Genomic DNA, 24,162 nt, shown 5'->3' with positions numbered 1-24,162 from the left:
CATGACAACAACTGCTTGGAAATGCTACCGATGCGATCTGACATTCAAGGATGAACTGATTGTGACACTGCACAAGAATATCTGCAACCACGAATCAAGACAGATCAAAATCGCGGTAGCGTAATACGGATTAACAAGTTATGCAGATACAAAATATGATCTGCAAAAACGTCTCGGCAGGATGTTTTCACCACCGCAGCTCGCACGACAAGAAAGGAAAATGCCTTGTGCGCGGCTGCAAGTGCAATTCTTTTTCCTAGGAAGGCACAATGTTATTTGTGACCAGCATTGCGGCCTGCTCTAACACACGCAGGAACGGCTCCCCAAAGAGCAGATTCACTATCCTGTCTGAAAACTTGTCAAGAACGTGGGCTGTCGCATCAGTCAGAACAGTGGATTCGACTATATCAAACGTCCTGTTTAGGGCCTCGTCTGCCACCACTGACGGGTCAGCGCCCTGGTCAAGCTGAGCTACCAGATTAGGAATGAATCCTTGTACCTCATTTGGCACGCTTGACTGCATTATTGCGCTTGCCCCTTCCGCACTGGGCGCCCTTATTGCCTCCTTTACCAGATCCTCGAACATTTGGCAGCCGTGAACCTGATTTGCCTTTAACTTCTATGTCTGTTCTTTATTAAGAGGGCAAGACCGATTTGGCAACGAACAAAATAACCCCTTCCGTCATGGCAAATTCCAGCGCTGCCGGCGAGCTGGATGTTGACAAGAGTGATAGGACAATTCATCAGTAAGGGTTTAAGAGTCAACTCGAAAAGGGTACTTGTGAAAAAATGAGCCAAAGTCTAATCAATCTATACACTTCGATGCTAAAGACGCTAATAGATAGGCGCACGGAGCTTGTAAACGAAATCGAGGAGATTAACAATCAGATAGTAGAGATAAAAAAGGAAGCCAAAGAAAACGGAATAAACATCCTAACCTAATTTTCATAATGCATGGTATTTTTACTGCAAAGATTTCTTTCTAGTCGTGGATCTAATATTTTCAGACATTCATGCAGACATAAACGGGCTTGAGACAATTCTAAAAATTGCCTTTTCGGCCGACTTTGAGAACAAATACGGCAAGATATCAAGAATAATCAATCTGGGTGATCTGATGGAGCGTGGAACCGGGCCAGCCCAAGTTCTAAGAAAGATGTCAGAGCTTGGAAAATCATACAAGATGATCTCGGTGATGGGGAACCATGACGAGGGATTCCTATACAAAAAGGAGATCAGCGGAAGCTCTGATGCCAGTGTGCTGGCACATCAAGCACTATCAACCCAAGATCTAGAGTTTTTTAATCTAAACAAAGACGGAACGTACGGAGACCAATTCATAGTGGACAAAAAAAGCAAGCTCTTTTGCGTGCACGGGGGGCCGATAAATCCAGACAAGATAACAAAGAACGGTGAGGATCCGTGGTTGTACCAACGGACATGGCAGCGCCTCTCAGATCAGGACTCGGAGTTTTACAGCTATTTTGGATACCACTACAAACCATCGTCTGCATTCAGGGAGGTCGGCGAGCATTTTGACAACTTTGTCATACTGTGCGGTCACCAGCATATTGAGGCTGCCATCAAGCAGGAAGGCGATAGGATAACTAACATCTGGTCCTTTGACCACCAGCTAGAAAGAATCTCCTCACACTCACTCAAAAAAAGAGAGTTTCTAATAGAAAAAACGGCCAACTATCTTTTCAGGATGGGGCTTGGGGGCCCACAGGGTCACCACACTGGCGGCTTTGCAAGGCCGCACTTTGCCGTAATGCAGGATGATCCAAGAAAGCTAATCATGTTTACAGTCAACGTGGATCGCTAAACTAAAATGAATTGCACTTATACGGAAAGCAAATGAAGGCCATAGTTCTTGGAGGCTCCAGTGGAATCGGCAGAGCTATTGCAGAGTCTCTTAGAACAATAGACTGCGACGTGATTGCCGCATCAAGAAAAGACATAGACACCTCAAATCTTGCAAGCGTCAAGCGATTCATCAAAAAACACAAGGAAACCGATATCCTTGTACTAAACACCGGCGGACCTGTCCCAAAACAGTTCTCCCAAGTAACCGAGAAGGACTGGCAGAAATACCACAACCAGCTGTTCCTTGGATTCTGTATTCTGTTGCAAAAACTAAAGGTTCGTAACGGCGGCTACATCTTTGCGATAACATCTGGCGTCATAAGGGAACCAAACCCCAGACTTGTCATCTCCAGCGCATACCGCCTTGCGTTCACCGCAGTATTCAAGCTTGCAAGCAAAGATCTAAGCTCAAAGAACATCAGTTGTGTAAACATTGCACCAGGACCAATAAACACAGACAGGATGAGGGAGCTCGTGGGGGATCTTGACGAGTTTGCCAAATCGCTTCCAATGAGGAGAGTAGGCGAGCCAAGGGAAATAGGTGATTTTGTAGCTGCCATAGTGAAAAACAGGATCAAATATCTTTCCGGAGTTACCATCAACTTTGATGGAGCAAATTCCAACTTTGTTCTTTAAACATAAAAGTAAGCGCGATTTTGGATAGCCATGGTAGTGTGTCACAAGTGTTTTGAGGAAAAACACGATCAGTGCATGGGCAAGGCAAACATGATGAAGTGTACATGCACAGTCTGCCAATCCTGACCGGAAATGAGCGCCACTGAGACCCTCCGAGAAGACCATCTGAAAATAAAACGGCTTGAGAAAATAATTGAAAAATGCTATCTTGATCTGTATGCCGGAAAGGAAATCCCGCTCTCCGACATTGAAAAGATCACATTTGTAATATCAGAATTCCTTGATTCGATCCACTATTCAAGGGAAGAAGATTCTTACTTTGCCTGTGTTGCAAGCTATGATGCGCTAAAGGATGAGATCCGAAAGTTCATGATCGAACACGAGTTCAGCAGAAGGATAGCAAAGAACATCTCAAAATATCTGCAGCAATGGAAAGCCGGCAATGATGCACGCGAACCAGTTGCCCGCTTTCTGAGAACTTATTTTATCTATCTGCATGATCACCTAAAAAAAGAGGAAGAGTTCTTCTCCAAGGCCCAGTCCAAAGTGCTCTCGGCAGAGGAGGAAAAGGAGATGTACGAGCAGTTTCAATCAGTGATGGCAGTATCGACAAAAATCCAGACTATAATGGATCAGATACAATATCTGGAAGAACAGGAATGGTACCGCATTCCGTAAAGTCTTTAAGAACTAGGAATTTGAGGAGAATCTGCAAATGGCGTTTGTAGTTTGGATGACAGGTCTTCCATGCTCTGGCAAGACCACAATAGTTAGAGCAATGCAAAAACACGTGCCAAACCTTGCAATACTTGACGGTGATGAGCTAAGGGAATGGCTATCGCCCAAGGACTTTTCCAAGGAAGGCAGGATCGAGCACAATAAACGCGTGGCGCACCTGGCAAAACTGCTCCTAAAACACAACGTCTCAAGCGGAGTATCGCTTGTAAGCCCATTTATCGTAAACAGAGAGGACGCAAGAAAGATTATCGCAGATGACAGCAGATTCTTTGAAGTGTATGTAAGATGCTCACTTCAAGAGTGTGAGACGCGCGATGTCAAGGGAATGTACAAAAAGGCCAGGGCAAACGAGATCAAAAACTTTACCGGTGTCAGCGACCCTTACGAAGCACCAGAAAATCCCGATTTAATATTAGATACGGAAAAAGAGACACTTGAGCAGAGCGTCCAGAACCTTGTTAACTTTCTAAAATCAAAGAACGTACTCTGATCTATATCTGTCTACTATCTGCTTGTGCACAAGACCGTTAGACACCAAAAGGCCGTTCTGGTGGTTTAGCTTTTCCACATTGTAAAATATCTCGCCGCCGTTCATATCCGTCATCATTCCTCCCGACTCTGTGATAAGGCAGTATGAGGCGCATGTATCCCAATGCTTTATCTTGTTTGACGCTGTCAGGTACAGATCTGCCTTACCCATGCATATCTCTGCAACCTTTAGCGAGCTTCCCTTGCTCTCAAAGCTGAGAACTCCAAGCTTTGAAAAAAACTCTTTTTCCTGCTCTGACAGATGGAATCTGCTTCCGACTGCTCTGCATTTTGCAAGCTCACTTGTCCTGCTCACTGAAAGCTTCTTCCATGTGTGATCCATTAGCATATGTGCGCCCTTGCCGCTTTGCGCCAGGAACAGCGAGTTTGTCGTAGGGTGGCTGATCAGACCCAGCACGGGCTTTTTGTTCTCAACTAACGCAATCATTATGGTGAACTCGCCTGTCTTGTTGACAAAGTCGCTTGTGCCATCTAGCGGGTCTACAATCCATATCCTGTCGTGGTCTAGTCTTGAGATGTCATCATCATCTTCTTCTGACAAAATGGGCAGCCCAGATGACGCAAGCACTTCTTTGATTATCCTGTTACTTTCCAAATCCGCCATGGTGATAGGCGAGTTGTCCTTTTTTGTCTGCGCGGCAAAGTCCTTACTGTAAATCTCCATCACTGCCTTGCTTGCCCTAAATGCCGCCTCTACTGCAAGTCTTGCCTCATCAAGAGGGTCTGGAAAAGGTAGGTCTACAGCCATGTTATGTTGCAAGCTCTGGCTTTATCGTCCAAACTATGGCAAGCACGATAAACGGGATCGAGATCAGACCGATTATCTGCAATAGTATGAACGTCTGCGGCCTTACTTCGTCAGGCGTTGTAAAAAGCCACGGTAACGGGAGCGACACCACAAACCAGATTATTGCCAATAAAATTATCGTCTTTGCCCGCTTTTTCCTCTTTGTTTCCAATGTGTTATCTCAAATATTGTAATATTAAATTGATTAGATTGTACTCTATTTTGCGGACTCGCCGCCATCTAGTGGAAGCACTGCACCAGTAACCCATGAAGAGTCATCGGATGCAAAGAACAGCGCAGACTTGGCAACATCTTCTACCGTACCTATTCTTCCAATTGGATATTCAGCGTTGAGAATCTCCCTGTCTGCCAAGCTGGAAAGAAATCCTTGCGTCATATCTGTTTCGACAACTCCCGGACATATGCAGTTGACCCGGATCTTGTCTTTTGCATACTGGAGAGCCCATGATTTTGTGAGTAAAACAAGTGCACCCTTTGACGCAGTATACGCGTCGGCATTAAAATTCTCGTACGCCTTGAGTCCTGCATCAGATGATATGTTGATTATGACGCCTCCGTGTTTTTGTAGGTGCGGAATGGCGTACTTTGTGAACCGGAACTGTCCTGTGAGGTTCACATCGATCACATCATTCCATTCCTTCTCGGATATCAGATGGAGCTTTTTGATTTTGGGAAAAATACCGGCATTGTTTACAAGTATGTCGAGCCTGCCGAATTTATCTATGGCCGTTTTTACTGCATTCCTCACCTGGATATCCTTTCTTATGTCTGCAATAACAGCAAATGCGCTAATCTCTTTTGCAGTACTTTTGAGCCTTTTCGGATCTTTTGATGTTATTACTACACTGGCACCCTCACGTACAAACATCTCTGCAATAGCCTTTCCAATTCCACGGCTTGCCCCTGTGACCAATGCAACCTTTCCGCCAAGCTTCATCACCGTATTCTTTTTGGCAAATCATAAATTGCTTTGTTGGAAGAACAGGCAAAAATTTTTTAACGATATGCGGTTCTTTTTTGTAAAAAATCACACTAATTCTTAAATATCATAAATTCCTATAAGAATTGATGCGAAAGGACATAAATCCTATCGACTAAAGGACGCGTGGCCCAGTAGAACTAGTTTGTGTCCCATAACACGCATCGGCGTAAAGGGAGCGAGAGGTATTCTCTCATGTTCTGCGCTTGGGGCCACGCCGCCGTTTATTCTATCAAGTATACGGAAACCGGCCCTAACAAGTTTCCATGCGGATTAATGAGAATCTCAAGTTGTTGATCATCTGGAACTTGAATCGTACTTTCTCCAATATACTCCCAGGTATAGTATCTTGATATTCCAGTATCGTGTGGTGTTCCTTCAAGCTTGAAATCTTCGGCAAAAGAAAACGTGGGCCCCTTTAGCGCAATCGATAGTGTCTGAGGGCTATCGCCATTTGGGACAAATCTGAATTCATATATGCCCTTTTTGATCTGGAATGTTTCTGAATATATCCCGTCCTTGTACATGTCCGGATCTGCAAGTCTTACATGGTAAATCTGAGTTCTTGCAGTTTTTTCAGACGGGGTAAGAATAAGACCCAAAACGATTACTATGATGACTGCCACCGCAGCTATGACTAATTTTCTCATGTGGGAAATCAAGTCTGATTGTTTTTAAAATTTCCAATAAAAAAGAGGTTTTAGAGCTTTAGTGCTTCCTTGAGGCCCTTGTATCTATTTCTGATAGTTACCTCGGTTACACCAGCTGCCTGAGCAATGTCCTTTTGCGTCTTGTTCTCACCAAGCATCACGCATGCCAAATACAAAGCAGCTGCTGCAAGTCCCATCGGGTCCTTTCCTGCCGAGACCTCGATTCTACTTGCTTCCTTGAGGAATTCTAGCGCCTTTCTCTTTGTCTTTTCGCTAAGATCTGCAATGCTTGCAATTCTTGCCACACCCTTGATTGGATCCACAACGGGCATCTTCAGATCAAGCTCCCGTAGAAGCAGTCTGTAACACCTTGCCACATCCTTTCGCTTGATGTTGATTCCGTTTGCGACATCCGTCAAGGTTCTTGGCGTTTCCGTGTTTCTGCACGCAGCATATAGTGCTGCTGCAACAAGGCCTGGAATTGAACGTCCTCTTACAAGACCCTTATCCAACGCCTTTCTGTAGATGTACGCAGTTTTTTCAATCACTGCATCAGATAGTGCCAGCTTGTCCTTTAGTCTGTCAAGCTCTGAGAAAGCCTGCCTAAAGTTTCTGTCTACTGGCTCGTGAACCTGGCTTCGTGAGTCCCATGTCCTGAGCCTCTCGATGGTGCTCTTCATAGATGAGGTTAGCGGTTTGCCTGATGCGTCCTTGTCTGCCTGACCAATGATGGTCGCAAGACCCATGTCATGCATTGCCAACGAGGTCGGAGTCCCAGTTCTTGTTCTGTTTTCTCCTTCTTCCTTTGAAAACGAACGCCATTCTGGTCCCTCTTCTTCGACTCGTTCCGTGGCAACAAACCCGCAAGTGTTGCAAAACATCTCGCCGGTACTTCCATCAGTTACCATGGAACCTTTAGCGCAACGTGGACAACGATCGCTATTTCGTGAAGTTTGTGTCATAAGTTCATAGTGTTTCTATCGATTCTCAATAAAAAGATTTAACTATCAGGACGTATTTGAGACCGATTTTTGCCGAAATTCGGTCCATAGTATTTAAAAGGCACAGATCCAGGCCTTTAAAAACTAAAAATCATGAATTTGTTGAAAATATGATAATTATATGATAATCAAACTGTAGATTAAATATAACAAATCCGGTTTTCATTTGATGAGTAAACGTCACACCATCCTACTAGACGAAAACATAGAACAAGCTTTGCGCAAGATGCAGGCAGAACTGATAAGAAAGACAAACAAGTCGGTGAGTTTTTCCAGCCTCATCAACGAAACTCTCAGAAAATCACTTCTGTAAATCTGTGATCATGCAATTGTAAATTTCGTACCTTCATACAAAAATCCTGTCTACATCCGATCTTACCTTCTACCGTTTTTCGGATCCGAAAAACGTAATGCTTAAATAGTATTTATTTGAGGTATGGTCAATAAAATGGAAAAATGTCCATGTTGCGGTGAACCTGCTTCGTCCTCACACGGGGTATCGGTTCACATCAAAAAATTCCATCCACAAAGCATCCTAGCCCAATAAGCTAAAAGCGTTTTTGTTTTTTCTTTTATTTTATGCCTAGTGTATACCATACAGATATGTTTTCATGCCTAAAAACGGGCGTTACACATATGGCCCTTCGATCTTTTGGTGAAAACTCCTTCACACCTCCCAATTTGAATAAATTACATAATCTCAAGCATGACAAACTTCCAAAAGTCATGGTCCAGACCACCAACACCGAGCATATCGGAAAAGTTCAATGACGTGATCAAGCCAAAAGGAGCCCTAAAGCCACGAATAGAGATGGCTGTAAAGAACCTCCACGGCCAAATCGCCAAGCTTGATGGCATGCTTACAAAACTACATCAAAGGGACGAGAAGATATTCCAAAGAATAGTAGCTGCCACCCAAAAACACGACATTCACACAAGCAAGGTACTGGCAAACGAGCTTGCCGAAGTACGCAAAGTCTCAAAAATGCTAGGAAACTGCAGAATGGCGTTAGAGCAAATAGAACTTAGACTAACCACATTCCATGATCTAGGTGACACGGTAGTCACAATAGCACCAACCATCGGCCTGATGAAGAGTCTCAGATCCTCACTTGGCAAATTCATGCCAGAAGCGGACAGAGAACTGGGCGCAATGACGGAGATGCTAAACGGTCTAATGATGGAATCGTTCTCAGGCGATTCAGCGTTCGGCATGGATCAAACAACAAACGAAGAGTCCGAAAGGATTCTGGAGGAAGCAGCAGCCCTTGCAGAGCAGCAAATCGGGGACAAATTCCCGTCAATGCCAGCAAGTACCCAGTCTGCCCAATCCACAAGATACCTCTAAGTATCTTTCCCCTCTTTTCATTTTCTAACTGCCTAAAATCAAAGATTTTTGTAAAAACAGCTGCCGTTCCGCTAGGAATACTGTACTGAAACGGTGAAACTCTATGCCTTTGGCCTTGATTCCTTGATGCTTTTTACCTTGTTTTCCTCGGATTCGACTATGCTGTCTATGTTGGCAAGCTTGTTCCTAAGATTGTTAATCAGGGTCCCTACCTCATCGGCTTCGTGTTCTACCTGAGCCCTCTTGTTGGAAAGATCTCTTATACCACGGTTCTCCTCTTCGATATACTCGCTGACTTTGACAAGTTTTTCTTTGAGGTTCTTTATGTCGACTGACTCTTCCTCTATCTCCTTTTCCAGCCTAGTCCTCTTGTCCTTGAGATTCTTTATCATAAGGCCGACATAGTCGATTGCCTCCTCTAGCTTGGCACGCTTGTTAATCAGCTCGCCTATGCCTATATCAGATGCCGTCTTGGGCTGTTCTGCTATCTGTTCCGCTTTATTTTCCTGCTCCATCATTCCAGTATCCTGTTCGATGGATTCACTCCTCTTAAGTTTTTCAAACATTGTATCACGGGTTTGTAAATTATACCGGATTATGCCTAATAAAGATGAAGCAGTAGAAAAGCTTAGGCCTTTGCCAAACCAAATCTTCACTTTATTTTTGCTCCCCCGCCGCAGAAAAATGCGATTTTCCACCGTTTCAGAAACCTGAAACGCCCGTTCCGCTATCTGTTCCGCTTTGGGGTTTCAAAATGTCCCTAATGAATACTGGCAACTATTACTATACCATGTCAAAACAACAATACAGGTCCGAAATGGGCATAATGGGAGATATCCTTAACGTGACTATGGAGGGAGGCAGACAAGGTGCTATAGTCTCTGCCATCTCAAGGAGAGCCAACCTTTCACACTATGCTGTAATAGAAAAGTGTGAAAAACTCTCAACTGCCGGCTTGGTACAGACGGTACGAACCGACAAAAACAGACTCTACACCATAACCGAAAAGGGTATAGAGTTTGTCCAGGAGTTCCGTAAGTTCCAATCGCTCCTAGACGCGCTCAATTTAAGGTATTAACCATGGAAAACCACGAGGCAGTACTCTGTAACCCACAGGAGATTCCGAACCTGGAGGGAATGCTTTTTGTAAGGATTGCAGATATCCTCAATAGAATGCTAAAGGCGCCCCTGATACTGTTCGGCCTACTGCTTACAGTAGTACTGCCTGCCAACTCTTTTGGATCTACGTTACGTACGGTGGACTTTACAGTTTATCCTGATGGCACTACACACGTCTCGCAGGAGGTCCTGTCCAGCCCACAGGATGCAGAAATAGTGGTGGAACTTTTTGGCATTACAATAGAGAACTTTGTGGCGCAGGACCAGGACGGATTATTGCTATCGTATGAGATTATTGGCGATACTGCAAAAATTGACACTTTTGGTGCTACTAGCATTTTCGTCGGTTATGACAGTTATGACTTGGTTACAAAAAACGGCAGAATCTGGACGTTCAAAGTAGATTCGCCAATTGACTACACCCTGACATTACCGCAAAACACGGTGGTTGTCGGCATGACCAGCATTCCAAACTCGGTGCTTACTGTGGGTGACCAACCAAGGCTCTCACTTGCAAACGGGCCCAACGAGGTGGACTACTTTTTCGGAGTTACTGGAAGGGGAACCATAATCGGGAACCTGATATCAGGAGTCGAGGAGATGGTAGGCAGACTCGAAAGCCAGGGCATCGCTACCTTTGAAATCAAAACAAAGCTTGATGCCGCAAAGAAGGCATTTGAGGAAAGAAAATATGATCAGGCAGAAAAGCTTGCAAACGAAGCAAAAGTCCTTGCAGAAGCTGCCGAAGGAAGCTCCAAAGGCAATTCGACTACAAACAACCCTCTGACCTACTTTAGCAACAACATAGTTGGAATTGCGACATCGATAGCTGCAATAGGCGGCGCCATCACAACAATTACACTAATTGCCAAGAGGACAAAGAGCGTCCTAAAAAAGACAAATCATGTTGAGAGAAATGTCGAGGAGGCAGAGCAGGACGTGGACGATATGGCCACAGGACAAGAGATGAGGGAGGATGACAAGCAGCTAGTCGAGTTTATCACACAAAACGGGGGCCAAGCATACGAACGTGATTTGCGCAAGAAATTCCTCATGCCTAGAACCACCATGTGGAGGGCAGTCAAGCGTCTGGAAAGACAAGGTATTATTGAGATTGAAAAGAAGGACTTTCAAAACTTGGTCAAGCTAAAGAAAAAGGAGGAAGGACTATGAGATCAAAGCTATTTTCAGCAATACTGCTTGTATTGGTAGGAAGCATGATGGTAGGATACGAGCAGGTATTTGCAGATGCCTATCTTGACTCGCTTGTCAATCTTGCCACGCAGGCAAGGGCGCAGATAAAGATACAGCTTGACAGGATGAACAGTGTGTCTGCAGAGGTAAAGGAGCTGTACGCAAAAGGCGATGCGGAAACGGACCTACTTGTTGCGGCCGCAAATCAGAACAACACCTCAGAGGCAAAGCAACGCTTCATGTCTGCAATGAAGATCTTCAGGCAGATCTCACAGACGTTCTCAGAGCCGGCACCTGCACAAAAGGCAGTGCCAGCAGCCGACACAAGCATGATGACTGCCACGACCCAGCAGGTATCGGAGGCAACGTACAGGAATAATCTTGTCAGGACGGAGAAATACATTGACACGCTGAGAACTACAGTCATAAGAAACAGTCTTACAGTAGACTTTGCAAAGGCCGACGAGCTGATACAGAATGCCAAATCAAGTCTGGCAGCAGGTAACTTTGCAGAAGTTGACAGGATGTTAGGCGAGCTCAAAGCTGAGCAGAACAGGATACAGCGCGAGATAAAAGAGCAGACCATCCAACAGTCAAACGCCAGAGTGAAGGCATTTGTAAATGAATACATTGCGCAAATTGATGCCATACTATTGCAGGCAAAGGAGCTTGGGCTCTCGGATGTAGACATTGCAAAGCTGACCAAAATAAAGGAAGAACTTGTCTCAACACGAGATGCAAGCCAGCTCATTATCAAGATAAAACACTATTCTGTTAACATCAGCATATCTGATTACAAGAGCCAGAAAATCCAGTCCGAAATTGCAAAGCTTGAGGGCAGACTGATGGGCCTTGAGAGAAGCATTGATGGCTCAGTAAAAACCAAATTTGACGCGGCAAGGCAGCTTCTCACGCAAATAAAGAACCAGACTGCAAGCGAAGACACACTTGAAAAGCTGGCGTTAATCGACTCTGCTGTAAGGGAGATCGAGTCGTACGTACAATCAAAGAGCAGGGAAAACAAAGCGGAAATCCAGCCAGTACCTGAGCAAAAAGAGACCAAAAATCCCAGACTTGAAGAGATAATGAGACTGGAGGAAAGACTTGTGCAACTTGAGAGTAAAGTAGACAGTTCAATGAAACCCAAGCTTGACACCGCAAAGGCGTTGCTGAACAAGATAAAAAGTCAGACAGCGTCAGGTGATCCGTCGTTTACAAGGACGGCAAAGGCACTAGAGATGCTAATCGGGGACATGGAGGACTCTTTGAAGCACTCAGAAGAGAAGGCAAAGCCTGCAGAGGAAAGAGCTGCCAACCTCAAGCGAAGCTCCGAGAAAAAAGAATGATCAACTGAACAAAACTTCATATACATTTTAGAAAACTAGCACTCACATGGCATCAAAGCAGATCACAGCAGGAGTAGGCATCCCTATGATTGTGGTCGGCGTACTGATGGCATTTATCTGGGCTCCAACTGATGCAGAATTTTTCGAGACCATCGAGTTTGTGGGCGCCCTGATCGGAATACTAGGTGTGATATTTTTTGTAGCAGGCCTCTTGTATACAAAAGAGCCGGTAGTCACCTAGATCTGAATTAAATAACGATGCAAGTTAGATCGTCTACTTGAAGGTCAGACTTTACGAGATATTCACCTCACTTGAAGGAGAAGGCATACTGTATGGAACAAAGACTCTGTTTGTCAGGCTTGCAGGATGCCCATTCACGTGCTTTTACTGTGACACAAAAGAGTCATTGCCTCTTGATTCGGGCCAAGAGTATGAGATAAGCGATGCATACAACCTCATAGACGAGCATCTGCAAAAGAAAACATACAAGGTGAACTTTACAGGCGGCGACCCGCTTGTCCAGCATGAGGCGGTCGCAGAGCTTGCAAAACACGTCAAGGCAAAAAACATACCCACCTATCTTGAATCATCATGCTTTGATTCAAAGAGATTTGCCACCGTTCTTCCTCACATAGATTTTGTCAAAATAGAGCTAAAGACGCCAGACTCGGAATTTGTAGATACACAACATTATTCCAAGCTTATAGAAAACGCATTACAATGCCTTGCGCACTCGATCAGAGAGAAAAAGACCACGTACATCAAAATTGTGGTCAGCAGCAGAACTGAAAGAAATGACTTTGAAGATCTTGTGAAAAAAATTTTTAGTATCGCAGACGCAGGAGATCTCAAGGGTTTTATAATACAACCGACCTACGGAATAGCAGAACCAAGCTTGCAAAATCTTTTGAGCTTTTATGATTTGGTGTATCCATATTATCCGGAGGTAAGAGTTGTGCCGCAACTGCACAAACTCATAGGCGCTCCATGAACAAGGAACGAGTAAAACGCCTTGTGCGCGAGCTGATAATTGAGCTTGGCGAGGATCCCACAAGGGAGGGACTTAGGGGAACGCCTGAAAGGATTGCGGACATGTACGAGGAGATCTTCTCAGGGTATGACACTGACTCGGAGCTTTCAGTCCAGTTCTCTGAAGATTCGGATGCGGTGGTAGTAAAGGACATCAAATTCTATTCAATGTGTGAGCATCACATGCTTCCGTTCTTTGGCAAGGTAAGCATAGCGTACATGCCAAATGGTCGCGTGTTTGGCGTTTCCAAGTTGGTCAGATTGGTAGAAAAATACGCCAAGCGCCTGCAGATTCAGGAGAGGATGACAAAGGACATTGCAGACGAGCTTTATGCTCAGGGTGTGAAGGGGGTAATAGTTCTCTCTGATGCGGAACACCTCTGCATGAAAATGAGGGGCGTGCGCAACGATGCTACAATGACATCGTCTGCCTTCAGGGGCGTATATGAAAGGAAGGAGAACCGCGAGGATGTCATTGCTATGATCCGCAACCACAAACACCAGCTTTGAAAAAGCTAAAATATCAATCAGAATCCTAGTCGATCGTGGGAGCACACAACAACGTTCACATTCCAAGAGAATCGTGGCCGCACTTTACGTGGCTTGCAATAGAGTTCTTTATAGTGCTTGCAATCTCCGCCCTTAGCTCTCGCGAGATCGTCAACATCATAGCAAAGGATGTTGAACCTGCTATGCAGAACTGGTACTTTTTTGGAATAATTGCGCTGATAATACTGGGCTGGTACATAGGCATAAGACATGGAATACTCGGAAAAAAGATTCTAGAAACTAGGTACTAAATATCTGGTCCTGTCGGCAATGCCGGCCTTTTCAAACGCTGTCTTGCGGTTGTTGCACGATTCACACCTGCCGCAGTGTATTTTTGCATTAGAGTAACAGCTCCACGTTTTGAAGATCTCATTGCCAAATTTTTTGTATCCTGCTTTGATAAGATCGCTCTTTGATAGGCCTGCAATATATGGCGTCCAGATCTCAATCTTGCTTCTGATTCCAAGCGCGATTCCATCTGACTCTCCTTGGTTTAGCGCTTCCTGCAGTTTTTTTGAGAAACTCGGGCGGCAATCAGAGTACTTTGTGTCATCGGTGTGTGCCCCGTATGCTACAATCGATGCGTTAAGGGCAAAAGCCCAGGCGGATGCAATGGTGACAAATATGGCATTTCTTATTGGCACGACTATTGAATACTCGAACTTTTCTGGCAGCTTTTTTTTCGTGTTGGTTAGCACGTTGCTTTCCCCGTATAATGACTTCATGAAATCAATTCGAACCATTCTGTGATCCTTTAACCCTAGAGTTCTACCTACTCGTCTTGCAGAGTTTAGCTCTTGTGAGGCACGCTGTCCATAAGAAAACGTGATGCCGTAAAGCTCGTACTTTGAGCCAAGGTGCGCTCCAAGGCACAGAGAGTCCAGCCCTCCACTGAGTACGACTACGGCCTTTCTCATTTGGTTATCCTGGCGCCAGAGCTTGGCTTGCATACTATGACATCGCAGTCAGTTTTTGCCGTAGCAAATCCATTCTTCATTGATGTTGCAATTTTTGCAAGATCGGATTTTTTAGTTGCAAATGCAATTACAGACGGGCCGGCTCCGCTTATCGTAACTCCAAGTGCTCCTGCTCGCAGCGCGTTTTTTTTCACTGCGGAAAATCCTGGTATGAGATGCTGCCTTGCCGGCTCTACTATGACGTCCTGAATTGAGGTTCCTATCATAGTAGAATCTTTTTTCAGAAAGCCTGCAACTATTGCAGCTGCGTTGGAAAGATTTTTCACCGAATCAGAAAGGTTAACTTGTTTTGGAATTACGCTGCGGGATACCTCGGTTTTTTTCGGGGGCACTTTTAGCTTCGGTACTGCCACACACAACCTAAGGTCAGCGGGCGGAGTTATCCTGATTACATCAAGAGGTTTTGTTCTCACTATTACAAAGCCGCCGAGGACGGAGGCTGAGACGTTATCGTAATGAATAGAGCCCGCACTTGCGCGCTCGCCAACTCCGGCACACTCTACAAGCGTATTGCCGTCAAGATAGAGCCTAAACAGCCTATCAAATGCCACTGCAGTGGCTGCAGCGGATGCGGCACTGCTTCCCATTCCGTATCCTGCAGGAACGCCTTTTCTGATTTTGATTTGCACTCCGCTTTTTACCTTGAATCGTTTTTTCATATATGCAACTACAAGTCCGGCTGTGTTCTTTGAGGGGCTCAAAGGAATATTGTCTTCGGTGATTATGGTTATGCCTGCTCTGGTCTTTGTAAGCGTGATCTCATCAAAGAATGCGTCAAGGGCAAGACCGAATACATCAAAGCCTGGGCCAAGGTTTGCAGTAGATGATGGAGCTCTTGCGGTAACTTGCATCAGTCTTCTACCTCCTCTCCCAAGTTAAGAATTCTGCTCAAAGCTGCTTCAAGGTTTATCATTCCGTCACCGGTAGAGTTTGAAATTGGAATTAATCCTTGTGCAAAGCCGCCAAGGTTTAGGCTGCGCAGTATGTTTGTTAGGAGGATATACGTCTCCCCATCTGATCCCTCGGCAATTGCGTTCTCTAGCGCCTTGACATTCGTAGTCCACCGTAGTATCTCTGATATCTTATCAGCAATCAGATCCGTCTTTGTCAGAACGTTGATTGTGGGGATGCCAAGTCTTAGCTTGATCGACGTTGCAAGAAGGGCCATCGAGACAAAGTTAAGGGGAGTTGTCACAAGTGCTCCGTCATACAAGAACAGGCCCACCTTCTGCTCTGAGACAAAATTGCTGATAAAGTACGGCCCGCTTGTCCTGTATGCGAAAAGCTCTATCTGTCCTGGCGTATCGACTATGAGATAGTCAGGGTTTATTCTGTCTGCTTCCTGCTGGATCTCGTCTATTTTTGAGGCGATAAGATCGTTTGCCATCATGAGGGCTCCGTTGGGGCCAAGATCGAACTGCCTCATTATTGATACAATATCCACATGATCCCTGATGTCAATGTCAGCAGTGTATGGGGAAGTAATTATTCCGGGATCAAGATTTAGTATGGAGGTAAAGGCGCCGTTCCTAGTATAATATTCATGAATCTTTGATGTCAGCAGTGACTTTCCTGCGCCTGCTGTGCCTGCGACAAAAATTACTTTCAATTTAACTGAACTAGTGTTGGCTTATATTTGAATCAATTAAGAGCTCACTAAATTGAACTGGCGAATAGTGTCCTTTGCAGCTAGTCTTGTGCCGTTTGTAATAATTGCAATCTCGTTTAACGTAAAACCTGAGGATATTTTTGCTGTCGGCATTGTAGGCTTTCTTGCGGCATTTGCCGCCATGATGTGCAAGCTCCTTTTGCAGGGCGTAAAATTCTACTATATCATCAGGGTCTTCCACGGCAGACTTGAGACATTTTGGAAGACGATATTTGTCAGGATTGGTTCGGAATTTGTTACTCTGACTACTCCGATGTTCGTCGGAGGTGAGGTGGTCAGAATCTACTGGATGAACAAACGCGGAATCAATACCGCAAAGGCCTCGTGGATTGGAATATTTGAGATAGTAACAGAAGTGCTGGCAGCTGGACTTGTCTCGATAATCGCAGGCATTGTTGCCATCATCTCGGGATATTCTGCGATAGGGATGCTGGTGCTCGGCACGTCTATTCCGATTGTAAGTCTCTGGGCAGGACTGTTCTTTAGCACCGGCAAGAAAACATACCAGGTGCCTGAGATCTTTGCCAATCTTGCAGTGCGGATAAGAAAGGAAAAGGGACAGCAGTACATACAGAAAACAAACCAGTGGATGGATGATATCTGCACTATGAGCAGGGAGAACTTTCGCTCAAAGGATGCAAAAAGAGCCTTTGCCATTTCATTTGCACTATCGCTTGCATCCTGGCTTGTGTTTGGCATCTCGTTCATGCTGATATCGTCGGGAACTGAAAACACGGTTTCTGCCATTGATTCGATACTGGCTGTGATGGCAGGCAATGCAATAGGGAACCTGCCTATCACGGTAGGAGGTTCCGGACTTACCGAGTTTGGCGTGTGGGCGTACCTGAACCACCTTGCAGAATTCAAGCTAGAGCTTCCAGAGAACAGCGTTGAATGGAACACGATTATTGCATGGCGCATTGCTACATACCAGCTGCCTATTCCTATTGCATGGTTTCTTTTGATGAAGATGGCGCTAAGAAAATACCAGAAAGTCGAATAGAGCGCAAAACTTTTTGGCTGTTTCATTCAAACATTTTCATGAAAAAGACGGTGGTCTTTGCATTACTAATGGCGTTTGCATTTGCGTCGATTCCGGCAAGTGCCACCCATATATCAAAGCCAGTGGTGGTGGAGCCAAAAACCGAGTACATAATTGGTGAAAAGGTAGCTATCCGCGGCTGGGTAAACTATAACGAGATACCTACAGCAGACGTTCTTCTCAACTTCAAAGTGACAGGCCCTGTGGGCGTGCTAGCTGAGAGGTCTTTTCCAAGCGATGATACTGGGAACTTTACGTTCGAGTTCGAAACAAGAGATCTTGAGCCAGGAAGATACGACATAGTAATCACATCACACTGCCTTGAGGTTCACAGGCAGATATGCACCTACCAAAGCCAGACACTGTCAGTAAATCTGCAAGATGCAATGGTTCCAGGCTGGATAAAAAACAGCGCCAAGTGGTGGTCTGAGGGAGCGATCTCTGATAGCGATTTTGTTCAGGGAATACAATACCTGATAAAAAACAACATCATTGTGGTCTCAAAGACAGCTCAACAGGAGACCGGCCCAAGTCAGATTCCAGGCTGGATAAAAAACAGCGCCAAGTGGTGGTCGGAAGGCAGAATACCTGATTCTGACTTTGTGAGCGGCATAAAATACATGGTGGAAAAGGGAATAATCCGACTCTGAGAAAATATGGAAACCAACTTATCTTTGGGTGATACTTTGAGCACTGTGTCATTTCAAAATAAGATAGTGCTTGTCACCGGAGCCTCAAGCGGTATCGGAAAATCATCGTGCATCGAATTTGCAAAAAGAGGCGCCAATGTTATTCTTGTAGCAAGAAGGAAGGAAAAGCTGGAAGAGCTTGCAAGCCAGCTCAAAAAATACAACACAAAAATACTTGTCTACCAGTGCGATATCTCGCAAAAAGAGCAGGTAGAAAAAATGCGTACGCGCACACTTGACGAATTCGGCAGAGTTGACATACTTGTGAACAATGCAGGCTTTGCAATATGGGGCTCTGTATCCAAGCTCACAATAGAAGAAATTGAATCCCAGATGGCAACAAACTATCTTGGCATGGTCTATTGCACCAAAAATTTCCTGCCAAAGATGCTTGAGCTAAAATCGGGACACATAGTGAACGTGGCCTCTGTTGCAGCAAGCTTTGGTCTGCCCGGAATCGCATCTTATTGCGCATCCAAGTTCGCAATGCTGGGCTTCTCAGAAGGGCTCTGGCACGAGCTAAAGGGTACTGGCGTTAGAATAACGGTCGTCAGCCCAATAATGGTAAAGACAGAGTTCTTTGACAACCCGTCATTCAAGTCGATGCCAAAATCCTCAACTGCACTTTCCGCAAATACTGTTGCAAAGGCGGTGGTGGCAGCTGCCAACTCGTCACGGTTTGAAATCATAGTTCCAGGTATAGTGCGCGGCGCTGTCTGGGCAAAACACACGTTTCCATATCTGATAAACCCTCTAGTTGGAAGCGCATTCAAAAGGCAGATGAGAGAATAGCTATTCCTCACTGTCTGCCCCGGCATCATCTGAGGCAACATCGAGTGCTTCCATCTTTTGCAGGTCGAACTGGTATATGGCAGAGATTTCAATTTCCTTTTCCTTTTTGAGAAACTCGACTGTTTTTTTTGAGAGTGGCGCCTTTAGCTGGTTAAATGTAAACTCGTAAACTATGCCCCTCTGGCATTCCTCCGGCTTGATGTTTTTTGGCAAATCCATGGTGATTATGTGGCGGCCGTCCTCGACCTGCTCGTACAGCTGTGCATCTATTTTTTTATCAGAATCATAGACTTCGAGGATGTAGCCGGTCCTTGTGAGAGATTCGGGTTTTTCGAACTTGGCATTTTTTATCTCGTCTAATACCCAGTCTGGAATGTCATCCTTCTTTTTTACCATAAAGCGTCACTGCCTACTTGTCTTTTTTGCTTTTTTGCCACCAGTCAAGATAGTCATAATGCTTATCCTCCCTTGTCTGGTCCCTGCGGTTTATCTTGTCTCTTATGTCGTTTACCTGCTCCCTTGTGGCATAAAGGCCGCACCGTTTGCAGATAAAGTGCTTTGTTACAGGATCAAATTTCATTGGGATCTCTATTTCTTCTAGGACCTTCTGGACGCTCTCTTGACTTCCGCTTGCTATGTGGCGTTCATAGGCTGCCTTACGCTCTTTTGCAACACATTCTGGGCAATTTACCAATGGTTTGCGTCAAAGATTTTTCCATAAAAGCGTTCCCAATGGGACTATGATCGATTCCTCTGGTGCGCGGCTTATCTCGTCATCCCTTTCGGTCCGTTCGCCCATCGAAATACCGCGCACCAGATTCTCTGTGTTGACCGAAAAAACCTATTATCTTTTGTCCTCTAGCATTTCCACTGCGATCTTTGCTGCGTTCTTTGCCCCTTCTGCTACAAAGCCCTTTCTGAAATCTGCAATTGCCTGCTCAAAATCCTCACGTCTGTCCTTTAGGTGCATTATGGCCGAAATGACCTGCTTTGTGTTTTTTGCGCCTATGCCCAGTCTGCGCTCTTGGGCCCACTGTATCTGATTTCCCTGCTCATCATATACTGGAATTCCGATGATCGGCTTTCCTTTCAGGCCTATTATCTCGCCCATCACTGTGTGCGAGCCGTTTACCACCGCATACTGGCAGCCTTCAAGTGTTGCCTCCTTTTGCTGCTCTGTGAGAAACCCGACGTCAATTTGGAGCCAGTCGACCTTTTTGTCAAGCGCCTCGGAAATAGAATATACTCTGCCGTCCCTTCCAATCACCCTATCAATTGACGGGTCGGCAGTTGCATGCGAGATAACTCGCCTTTCATTTTTCATTTGATCTGAGGCAAACACGCGCTCGTACTTTTTGCCGGTCACCTCGTTTGTAGACTTGTTGCCAGTTCTCATCCAGTAGCCAAACTCTACGCCCCTTATCAGCCTCTCAAAGTCAGACTCTGGCAAGGGAACGTGTCTTGCGTTTTTTGCAAAGTGGCCTGCATATACCACCTTTTCACTGACAGATTTTGGAAAGTTGAGGTTGTACTCGCATATGGTGTATGGCGGAGGCGAGTCTGCCACCACTATCTTTGTTGCCTTTGCAATCTGCTTTGAGATAAAGAGCATTCCCGGATAGAAGAAAAAATGCGACTTCCAGAGGCGAGGCCTGAACTGGTTTGTGATAAAGATGGATTTTACACCGCGATTGCGCGCAAGTATGTTAGGACCCATATCGCCATCGTTTACTACAAGATCAAATCCTACCGAGTCAAAAAGCGCAGCTTCTTTTTTGAGGTAATTGCTTACCTGGGAGACAAGCGGGGGATTGCCTCTCACAGGCAAAAGAAAGTTCAGCATGGAAAGAAAAACACTCGGACCGTATCTGCCATCAATAGGCGTAGGCATGAGCATTTGGTGTATATGCTGCCTTTTCTGGGGAAACCGCTTTAACAGCTTTTGGTAAATCTCGTCCTTGCTGGAATAGTGAATTTCAGCGTCCGTGAGAAGCTCTGCAAGCTCCTCATCAAATCTCATCATTCTGGAATAGTGCCCATTTCCCCACGAATAGATGAACTGGCCTATCTTTTTCACAAATTCACATCAAAATGTGCTCGCATAAATTCTCAATGCTTGAGCAGGTCCAGTATTTCATGTACATTGTTGGGCCCCACATTCACGGTAATCTTTTGCCTAGTTCCAAGTGATTCCTTTACGATTCTGGATACGTCAAATTTTTCCTTGGAAAAGTTGTATGCTCCGAGCTTTTCTATTTTGTGCAGGTACTTGCCCAAGCCTATTTCCTTTGCGGTTCTGATTATCTGCTCATCAAGTCCTGCAAGAACCGGCCACGGTGTCAGCTTTGATTTTATTATGATATCTGCATTCTCGTCTATGAACCATACAGGGTATACCAGAGGGGACAGTGCCAATCCAACCCTGGATATTTTCTGCTCCATTGCAACACTACACAAAACCCAAGTTGCAATCTTGGCCCTATGCAGGACTGATTTTGCCCCCTGACCTTTTGGAATAGTAAAGAACTCGATATCCACTTGAGATGATACTGTTCGTGGGAGTATCCTGTTTAGCATCCTAACAATATCTAGTAGATTAGAGTCGTTGTAACAAACAATTATCCTGACATCAAATCCCTGCTTGATTGCCTCAAGGCACGAGACTGCAGAGAGCTCATCGTATATGCAGCATACTATTTTTTGATCCTGCCAGTTGTACGGCACTCCACCGTGGCCCCCGTCGGAAAAAATCGCAATGTAAGCATTCTTTTTTGTAAGATAACAGTAGATCTGCTTGTCGTGCTTTTCCTCGGTGCCGGGCCTGCAGCCTGATTTGTGCGAGCTTTCTATGAGCGCAGAAGTTGCAGCTATCTCCACATCCTTTGGAATGTATCCTGGTGCGCGGCCTTCCACCTTGACGTGGAACTGCTCACCCTGTAGCAGCAGGCTTGCTCCTATCTTTGCGATGGAGGAGACCACGGTATCATACTTGTTCTCCACCCTCCTTGCTATGCACACGCGCGAGATTCCAAAAAGCAAGTTGACAGCAGAGGAGGCAAATACTGGATCGTTTGCCTCTATGATCACAAGCTCCTCATCCCTTGATATTCTGCCAAAGCGCTGGCCCTGAATGCGCAGAACTTTCCTTACGCTTGACATAAGATTGCTTTGTTTGCTTTTTGCAAAAACTGAGGGAAAAACAACCACGAACGCGTTCTCACTCATCTGTTCTCCTTGACTGCAGCTGTTTAAAATTTCAGCGATTATGCCCAAGGGCTACAAATGATTATATGACAAATTACGACCAAGACGATCGTGCCAAGATTTACGCAAGAGCAGGTAGATCAGATAAATTCCAAGCTAAAGACACCCGAGGACGCCTTAAAGTGGGCGTATGATACTTTTGGCGAAAAGATAGCCAAGGCGTCAAGCTTTGGAGCAGAGGACTCTGTTGTTACCGACATGATAATTAAGATCAACCCCAAGGCAAGATTTTTCACACTGGACACGGGCAGGCTCAATCAGGAGACATACGATGTGATGGACAGCCTGAGCAAAAGATACGGAATAAAATTCGAGGTGATGTTCCCTAATACTCAACAGGTCGAGCAGATGGTAAGAACCAAGGGCATAAACCTGTTCTATGAGAGCGTGGAGAACAGAAAGCTGTGCTGCGAGATACGTAAGGTGCACCCACTAAACAAGATTCTTGGAACACTTGATGCATGGATTACCGGCCTGAGGCGAGACCAAAACGAAAATAGGTCCAAGGCATCGATGGTCGAAATAGACAGAATGCACGGAGGAATTATCAAAGTAAACCCGATTATAGAGTGGACATGGGAGCAGGTACTTGATTACATCAAATCAAAGAACATCCCGTACAACAAGCTGCTGGACAAAGGATACACAAGCATCGGCTGCGAGCCGTGCACGCGCCCAATAAAGCCTGGTGAGGATCTGAGGGCCGGGCGATGGTGGTGGGAATCCGATCAACACAAGGAATGTGGTCTTCACATGGACCACACGGCAAGATGAGCTCACAGGGCGCTATCAGGCCTCATGGCGGCAGGCTGATTAGCAGAATCTCAAACAAGGATGCAAGCGGGGCGTACTCGATTACGGTCTCCGATGATCTTGCAAACGATGTTGAAAATATTGCAGACGGGATATTCAGCCCGCTGGAGGGGTTTTTGCTCCAGGACGACTATGAGAGCGTCATAAGAAGGGGAAGGCTTGGAAACGATCTTCCGTGGACCGTTCCAATAGTGCTTGACGTTGACAAGGAGACAGCAGAGAAGATGAGGCAGGCAGGCGATGTCGCATTAAAGACAAAGCAGGGAGGCCAGTTTGCCTTGCTCCACGTGGAGCAAGTGTACACATTTGACAAGCAGGCAACGGCGCAGGCAGTGTATGGGACGACGGACCAGAACCACCCCGGGGTTGCAAAGACGTTTTCGATGAGCGATTATCTGGTTGGCGGCAAGATAGATTACATTACAAGGCCCAAGGATGACCCGATAAGAAAGTACAGGATGAACCCCGAGCAGACAAGAAAGGCATTCTCTGATGCCGGATGGAAAACCATAGTGGCATTCCAGACAAGGAATCCTCCTCACGTGGCGCACGAAATGTTGCAAAAGACATCGCTTACCACACACGATGGCGTGTTTGTAAACCCACTGATTGGAAAGAAAAAGTCAGGCGACTTTGCAGACGATGTCATACTGGAATCGTACCTTGCAATGATAGAGCACTATTATCCAAAGAACAGATGCGTCCTTGCCACACTGCACACAGAGATGAGGTATGCAGGGCCCAAAGAGGCAATACACCATGCAATCATGAGGCAGAACTACGGGTGCACGCACATCATAATAGGAAGGGATCATGCAGGTGTGGGCAAGTACTATTCCCCGTTTGCCGCGCAGGAGATATTCTCTGACTTTACCGACCTTGAGATAAAGCCGATATTCTTTCCGGCGTTTTACTATTGCAAAAAATGTCTCACATTTACAAACGAGCGCGCATGTCCGCACAGTCCGGAATTCCACGAGCAGATAAGCGGAACCAAGCTGCGCTCGATGATAGAGGAAGGCCAGGCCCCATCAGAGTTCATCCTGCGACCTGAGGTCTCAAAGGTAATAATGGGCCACAAAAAACCGTTTGTGGATTAAAAA

Annotated in this window: 34 protein-coding genes; 20 read left to right on the top strand and 14 right to left on the bottom strand. The window is 45.5% G+C overall.

Annotation, left to right across the window (positions count from 1 at the left end; genetic code table 11):
- The first annotated feature begins 1 nt into the window (after position 1).
- On the top strand, positions 2 to 124 hold the full coding sequence (locus NITUZ_RS10370; protein WP_255569377.1) for a hypothetical protein: 123 nt from the start codon (positions 2 to 4) through the stop codon (positions 122 to 124).
- Between the two features lie 132 nt (positions 125 to 256).
- On the opposite strand, the gene NITUZ_RS08880 is transcribed toward NITUZ_RS10370, so the two are convergent.
- A complete protein-coding gene (locus NITUZ_RS08880) occupies positions 257 to 586 on the bottom strand; it encodes a hypothetical protein (RefSeq protein ID WP_048197236.1) in 330 nt (109 codons plus the stop codon).
- 203 nt (positions 587 to 789) lie between these two features.
- Here NITUZ_RS08880 and NITUZ_RS10065 point away from each other — a divergent pair, with 203 nt between their 5' ends.
- The 5 genes from NITUZ_RS10065 (at position 790) to cysC (ending at position 3,730) form a co-directional block, all read left to right on the top strand.
- The gene (locus tag NITUZ_RS10065; protein WP_155991564.1) at positions 790 to 942 is read left to right on the top strand and encodes a DUF2312 domain-containing protein; all 153 of its coding nucleotides are present in this window, start codon (positions 790 to 792) and stop codon (positions 940 to 942) included.
- Between the two features lie 46 nt (positions 943 to 988).
- Positions 989 to 1,825 carry a metallophosphoesterase gene (locus tag NITUZ_RS08875; protein ID WP_048197235.1) on the top strand — a complete coding sequence of 279 codons (837 nt, stop codon included), beginning with the start codon at positions 989 to 991 and terminating at the stop codon, positions 1,823 to 1,825.
- 32 nt (positions 1,826 to 1,857) lie between these two features.
- Complete coding sequence (locus NITUZ_RS08870) at positions 1,858 to 2,502, top strand: SDR family oxidoreductase (protein WP_048197234.1); 645 nt, start codon at positions 1,858 to 1,860, stop codon at positions 2,500 to 2,502.
- A 132-nt stretch (positions 2,503 to 2,634) separates the two neighbouring features.
- Positions 2,635 to 3,180 carry a hemerythrin domain-containing protein gene (locus NITUZ_RS08865; protein WP_048197233.1) on the top strand — a complete coding sequence of 182 codons (546 nt, stop codon included), beginning with the start codon at positions 2,635 to 2,637 and terminating at the stop codon, positions 3,178 to 3,180.
- Positions 3,181 to 3,217: 37 nt separating this feature from the next.
- The gene (cysC, locus tag NITUZ_RS08860; protein ID WP_081844932.1) at positions 3,218 to 3,730 is read left to right on the top strand and encodes an adenylyl-sulfate kinase; all 513 of its coding nucleotides are present in this window, start codon (positions 3,218 to 3,220) and stop codon (positions 3,728 to 3,730) included.
- Here the strand turns inward: cysC and NITUZ_RS08855 are convergent.
- The 5 genes from NITUZ_RS08855 to NITUZ_RS08835 all read right to left on the bottom strand — a co-directional run bounded on the left by NITUZ_RS08855 (position 3,713) and on the right by NITUZ_RS08835 (position 7,188).
- Complete coding sequence (locus NITUZ_RS08855) at positions 3,713 to 4,537, bottom strand: 3'(2'),5'-bisphosphate nucleotidase CysQ family protein (RefSeq protein WP_048197232.1); 825 nt, start codon at positions 4,535 to 4,537, stop codon at positions 3,713 to 3,715. The two genes, cysC and NITUZ_RS08855, sit on opposite strands and share 18 nt — an antisense overlap.
- A gap of 1 nt (position 4,538) precedes the next feature.
- Positions 4,539 to 4,748 carry a hypothetical protein gene (locus NITUZ_RS08850; RefSeq protein WP_048197231.1) on the bottom strand — a complete coding sequence of 70 codons (210 nt, stop codon included), beginning with the start codon at positions 4,746 to 4,748 and terminating at the stop codon, positions 4,539 to 4,541.
- Positions 4,749 to 4,793: 45 nt separating this feature from the next.
- Positions 4,794 to 5,534: an SDR family NAD(P)-dependent oxidoreductase gene (locus NITUZ_RS08845; protein ID WP_048197230.1), complete on the bottom strand. Its 741-nt coding sequence runs from the start codon at positions 5,532 to 5,534 to the stop codon at positions 4,794 to 4,796.
- 266 nt (positions 5,535 to 5,800) lie between these two features.
- The gene (locus tag NITUZ_RS08840; RefSeq protein WP_052370156.1) at positions 5,801 to 6,226 is read right to left on the bottom strand and encodes a hypothetical protein; all 426 of its coding nucleotides are present in this window, start codon (positions 6,224 to 6,226) and stop codon (positions 5,801 to 5,803) included.
- Between the two features lie 50 nt (positions 6,227 to 6,276).
- Entirely contained in the window at positions 6,277 to 7,188 is a 912-nt protein-coding gene (locus NITUZ_RS08835) for a transcription initiation factor IIB (protein ID WP_048197229.1), read from the bottom strand.
- Between the two features lie 208 nt (positions 7,189 to 7,396).
- Here NITUZ_RS08835 and NITUZ_RS10215 point away from each other — a divergent pair, with 208 nt between their 5' ends.
- Together NITUZ_RS10215 and NITUZ_RS08830 are read left to right on the top strand one after the other, a co-directional pair.
- Positions 7,397 to 7,540 (top strand): hypothetical protein, encoded by a 144-nt coding sequence (locus NITUZ_RS10215; RefSeq protein ID WP_177309492.1) that lies wholly within the window; start codon positions 7,397 to 7,399, stop codon positions 7,538 to 7,540.
- A gap of 393 nt (positions 7,541 to 7,933) precedes the next feature.
- Positions 7,934 to 8,575: a Snf7 family protein gene (locus NITUZ_RS08830; RefSeq protein WP_048197228.1), complete on the top strand. Its 642-nt coding sequence runs from the start codon at positions 7,934 to 7,936 to the stop codon at positions 8,573 to 8,575.
- A gap of 101 nt (positions 8,576 to 8,676) precedes the next feature.
- On the opposite strand, the gene NITUZ_RS08825 is transcribed toward NITUZ_RS08830, so the two are convergent.
- Positions 8,677 to 9,141 carry a hypothetical protein gene (locus tag NITUZ_RS08825; RefSeq protein ID WP_048197227.1) on the bottom strand — a complete coding sequence of 155 codons (465 nt, stop codon included), beginning with the start codon at positions 9,139 to 9,141 and terminating at the stop codon, positions 8,677 to 8,679.
- Between the two features lie 224 nt (positions 9,142 to 9,365).
- Here NITUZ_RS08825 and NITUZ_RS08820 point away from each other — a divergent pair, with 224 nt between their 5' ends.
- The 7 genes from NITUZ_RS08820 to NITUZ_RS08785 are packed head-to-tail and all read left to right on the top strand — an operon-like array spanning position 9,366 to position 14,064.
- Entirely contained in the window at positions 9,366 to 9,653 is a 288-nt protein-coding gene (locus NITUZ_RS08820; protein WP_177309500.1) for a winged helix-turn-helix domain-containing protein, read from the top strand.
- Positions 9,654 to 9,655: 2 nt separating this feature from the next.
- Positions 9,656 to 10,867 carry a hypothetical protein gene (locus NITUZ_RS10310; RefSeq protein WP_052370155.1) on the top strand — a complete coding sequence of 404 codons (1,212 nt, stop codon included), beginning with the start codon at positions 9,656 to 9,658 and terminating at the stop codon, positions 10,865 to 10,867.
- Positions 10,864 to 12,234, top strand: coding sequence for a hypothetical protein (locus NITUZ_RS08805; protein ID WP_048197226.1), 1,371 nt, complete (start codon positions 10,864 to 10,866; stop codon positions 12,232 to 12,234). Before NITUZ_RS10310 ends, NITUZ_RS08805 begins: the two co-directional genes overlap by 4 nt.
- Before the next feature lie 46 nt (positions 12,235 to 12,280).
- Positions 12,281 to 12,475, top strand: a complete 195-nt coding sequence (locus NITUZ_RS08800; RefSeq protein ID WP_048197225.1) for a hypothetical protein — start codon at positions 12,281 to 12,283, stop codon at positions 12,473 to 12,475.
- 37 nt (positions 12,476 to 12,512) lie between these two features.
- Positions 12,513 to 13,226: a 7-carboxy-7-deazaguanine synthase QueE gene (locus NITUZ_RS08795; protein ID WP_048197224.1), complete on the top strand. Its 714-nt coding sequence runs from the start codon at positions 12,513 to 12,515 to the stop codon at positions 13,224 to 13,226.
- The gene (gene folE, locus NITUZ_RS08790) at positions 13,223 to 13,774 is read left to right on the top strand and encodes a GTP cyclohydrolase I FolE (protein ID WP_048197223.1); all 552 of its coding nucleotides are present in this window, start codon (positions 13,223 to 13,225) and stop codon (positions 13,772 to 13,774) included. Before NITUZ_RS08795 ends, folE begins: the two co-directional genes overlap by 4 nt.
- A gap of 35 nt (positions 13,775 to 13,809) precedes the next feature.
- A complete protein-coding gene (locus NITUZ_RS08785; protein WP_048197222.1) occupies positions 13,810 to 14,064 on the top strand; it encodes a hypothetical protein in 255 nt (84 codons plus the stop codon).
- Here NITUZ_RS08785 and NITUZ_RS08780 read toward each other — a convergent pair.
- The 3 genes from NITUZ_RS08780 to NITUZ_RS08770 are packed head-to-tail and all read right to left on the bottom strand — an operon-like array spanning position 14,047 to position 16,399.
- Positions 14,047 to 14,730 (bottom strand): 7-cyano-7-deazaguanine synthase, encoded by a 684-nt coding sequence (locus NITUZ_RS08780; protein ID WP_048197221.1) that lies wholly within the window; start codon positions 14,728 to 14,730, stop codon positions 14,047 to 14,049. The two genes, NITUZ_RS08785 and NITUZ_RS08780, sit on opposite strands and share 18 nt — an antisense overlap.
- Positions 14,727 to 15,641, bottom strand: coding sequence for a homoserine kinase (locus NITUZ_RS08775; RefSeq protein WP_048197220.1), 915 nt, complete (start codon positions 15,639 to 15,641; stop codon positions 14,727 to 14,729). The genes NITUZ_RS08780 and NITUZ_RS08775 overlap by 4 nt, the downstream gene beginning before the upstream one ends.
- Entirely contained in the window at positions 15,641 to 16,399 is a 759-nt protein-coding gene (locus NITUZ_RS08770) for an ATP/GTP-binding protein (protein WP_048197219.1), read from the bottom strand. The genes NITUZ_RS08775 and NITUZ_RS08770 overlap by 1 nt, the downstream gene beginning before the upstream one ends.
- A 52-nt stretch (positions 16,400 to 16,451) precedes the next feature.
- On the opposite strand from NITUZ_RS08770, the gene NITUZ_RS08765 reads away from it, so the two are divergent.
- From NITUZ_RS08765 to NITUZ_RS08755, 3 genes are read left to right on the top strand one after another with little or no spacing between them, the layout of a single operon-like run.
- Positions 16,452 to 17,462 (top strand): lysylphosphatidylglycerol synthase transmembrane domain-containing protein, encoded by a 1,011-nt coding sequence (locus NITUZ_RS08765; RefSeq protein WP_048197218.1) that lies wholly within the window; start codon positions 16,452 to 16,454, stop codon positions 17,460 to 17,462.
- Between the two features lie 38 nt (positions 17,463 to 17,500).
- Positions 17,501 to 18,151 carry a hypothetical protein gene (locus tag NITUZ_RS08760; RefSeq protein WP_048197217.1) on the top strand — a complete coding sequence of 217 codons (651 nt, stop codon included), beginning with the start codon at positions 17,501 to 17,503 and terminating at the stop codon, positions 18,149 to 18,151.
- Between the two features lie 45 nt (positions 18,152 to 18,196).
- Entirely contained in the window at positions 18,197 to 18,982 is a 786-nt protein-coding gene (locus NITUZ_RS08755; protein WP_048197403.1) for an SDR family oxidoreductase, read from the top strand.
- Here the strand turns inward: NITUZ_RS08755 and NITUZ_RS08750 are convergent, their stop codons facing one another.
- The 4 genes from NITUZ_RS08750 to NITUZ_RS08735 all read right to left on the bottom strand — a co-directional run bounded on the left by NITUZ_RS08750 (position 18,983) and on the right by NITUZ_RS08735 (position 22,207).
- Complete coding sequence (locus tag NITUZ_RS08750; RefSeq protein ID WP_048197216.1) at positions 18,983 to 19,378, bottom strand: hypothetical protein; 396 nt, start codon at positions 19,376 to 19,378, stop codon at positions 18,983 to 18,985. It lies immediately after the preceding gene.
- Between the two features lie 13 nt (positions 19,379 to 19,391).
- On the bottom strand, positions 19,392 to 19,676 hold the full coding sequence (locus NITUZ_RS08745) for a hypothetical protein (RefSeq protein ID WP_048197215.1): 285 nt from the start codon (positions 19,674 to 19,676) through the stop codon (positions 19,392 to 19,394).
- Between the two features lie 150 nt (positions 19,677 to 19,826).
- Positions 19,827 to 21,059: a glycosyl transferase gene (locus tag NITUZ_RS08740; RefSeq protein ID WP_048197214.1), complete on the bottom strand. Its 1,233-nt coding sequence runs from the start codon at positions 21,057 to 21,059 to the stop codon at positions 19,827 to 19,829.
- A gap of 32 nt (positions 21,060 to 21,091) precedes the next feature.
- Positions 21,092 to 22,207, bottom strand: coding sequence for a hypothetical protein (locus NITUZ_RS08735; RefSeq protein ID WP_048197213.1), 1,116 nt, complete (start codon positions 22,205 to 22,207; stop codon positions 21,092 to 21,094).
- Positions 22,208 to 22,297: 90 nt separating this feature from the next.
- Here NITUZ_RS08735 and NITUZ_RS08730 point away from each other — a divergent pair, with 90 nt between their 5' ends.
- Both NITUZ_RS08730 and sat read left to right on the top strand, forming a co-directional pair.
- A complete protein-coding gene (locus tag NITUZ_RS08730; RefSeq protein WP_048197212.1) occupies positions 22,298 to 23,020 on the top strand; it encodes a phosphoadenylyl-sulfate reductase in 723 nt (240 codons plus the stop codon).
- Complete coding sequence (sat, locus tag NITUZ_RS08725; RefSeq protein WP_048197211.1) at positions 23,017 to 24,159, top strand: sulfate adenylyltransferase; 1,143 nt, start codon at positions 23,017 to 23,019, stop codon at positions 24,157 to 24,159. The genes NITUZ_RS08730 and sat overlap by 4 nt, the downstream gene beginning before the upstream one ends.
- Positions 24,160 to 24,162: the final 3 nt, after the last annotated feature.

This window comes from Candidatus Nitrosotenuis uzonensis, from assembly GCF_000723185.1.
GTDB lineage: Archaea > Thermoproteota > Nitrososphaeria > Nitrososphaerales > Nitrosopumilaceae > Nitrosotenuis > Nitrosotenuis uzonensis.
This window is presented reverse-complemented; position numbering and strand designations above follow the sequence as displayed.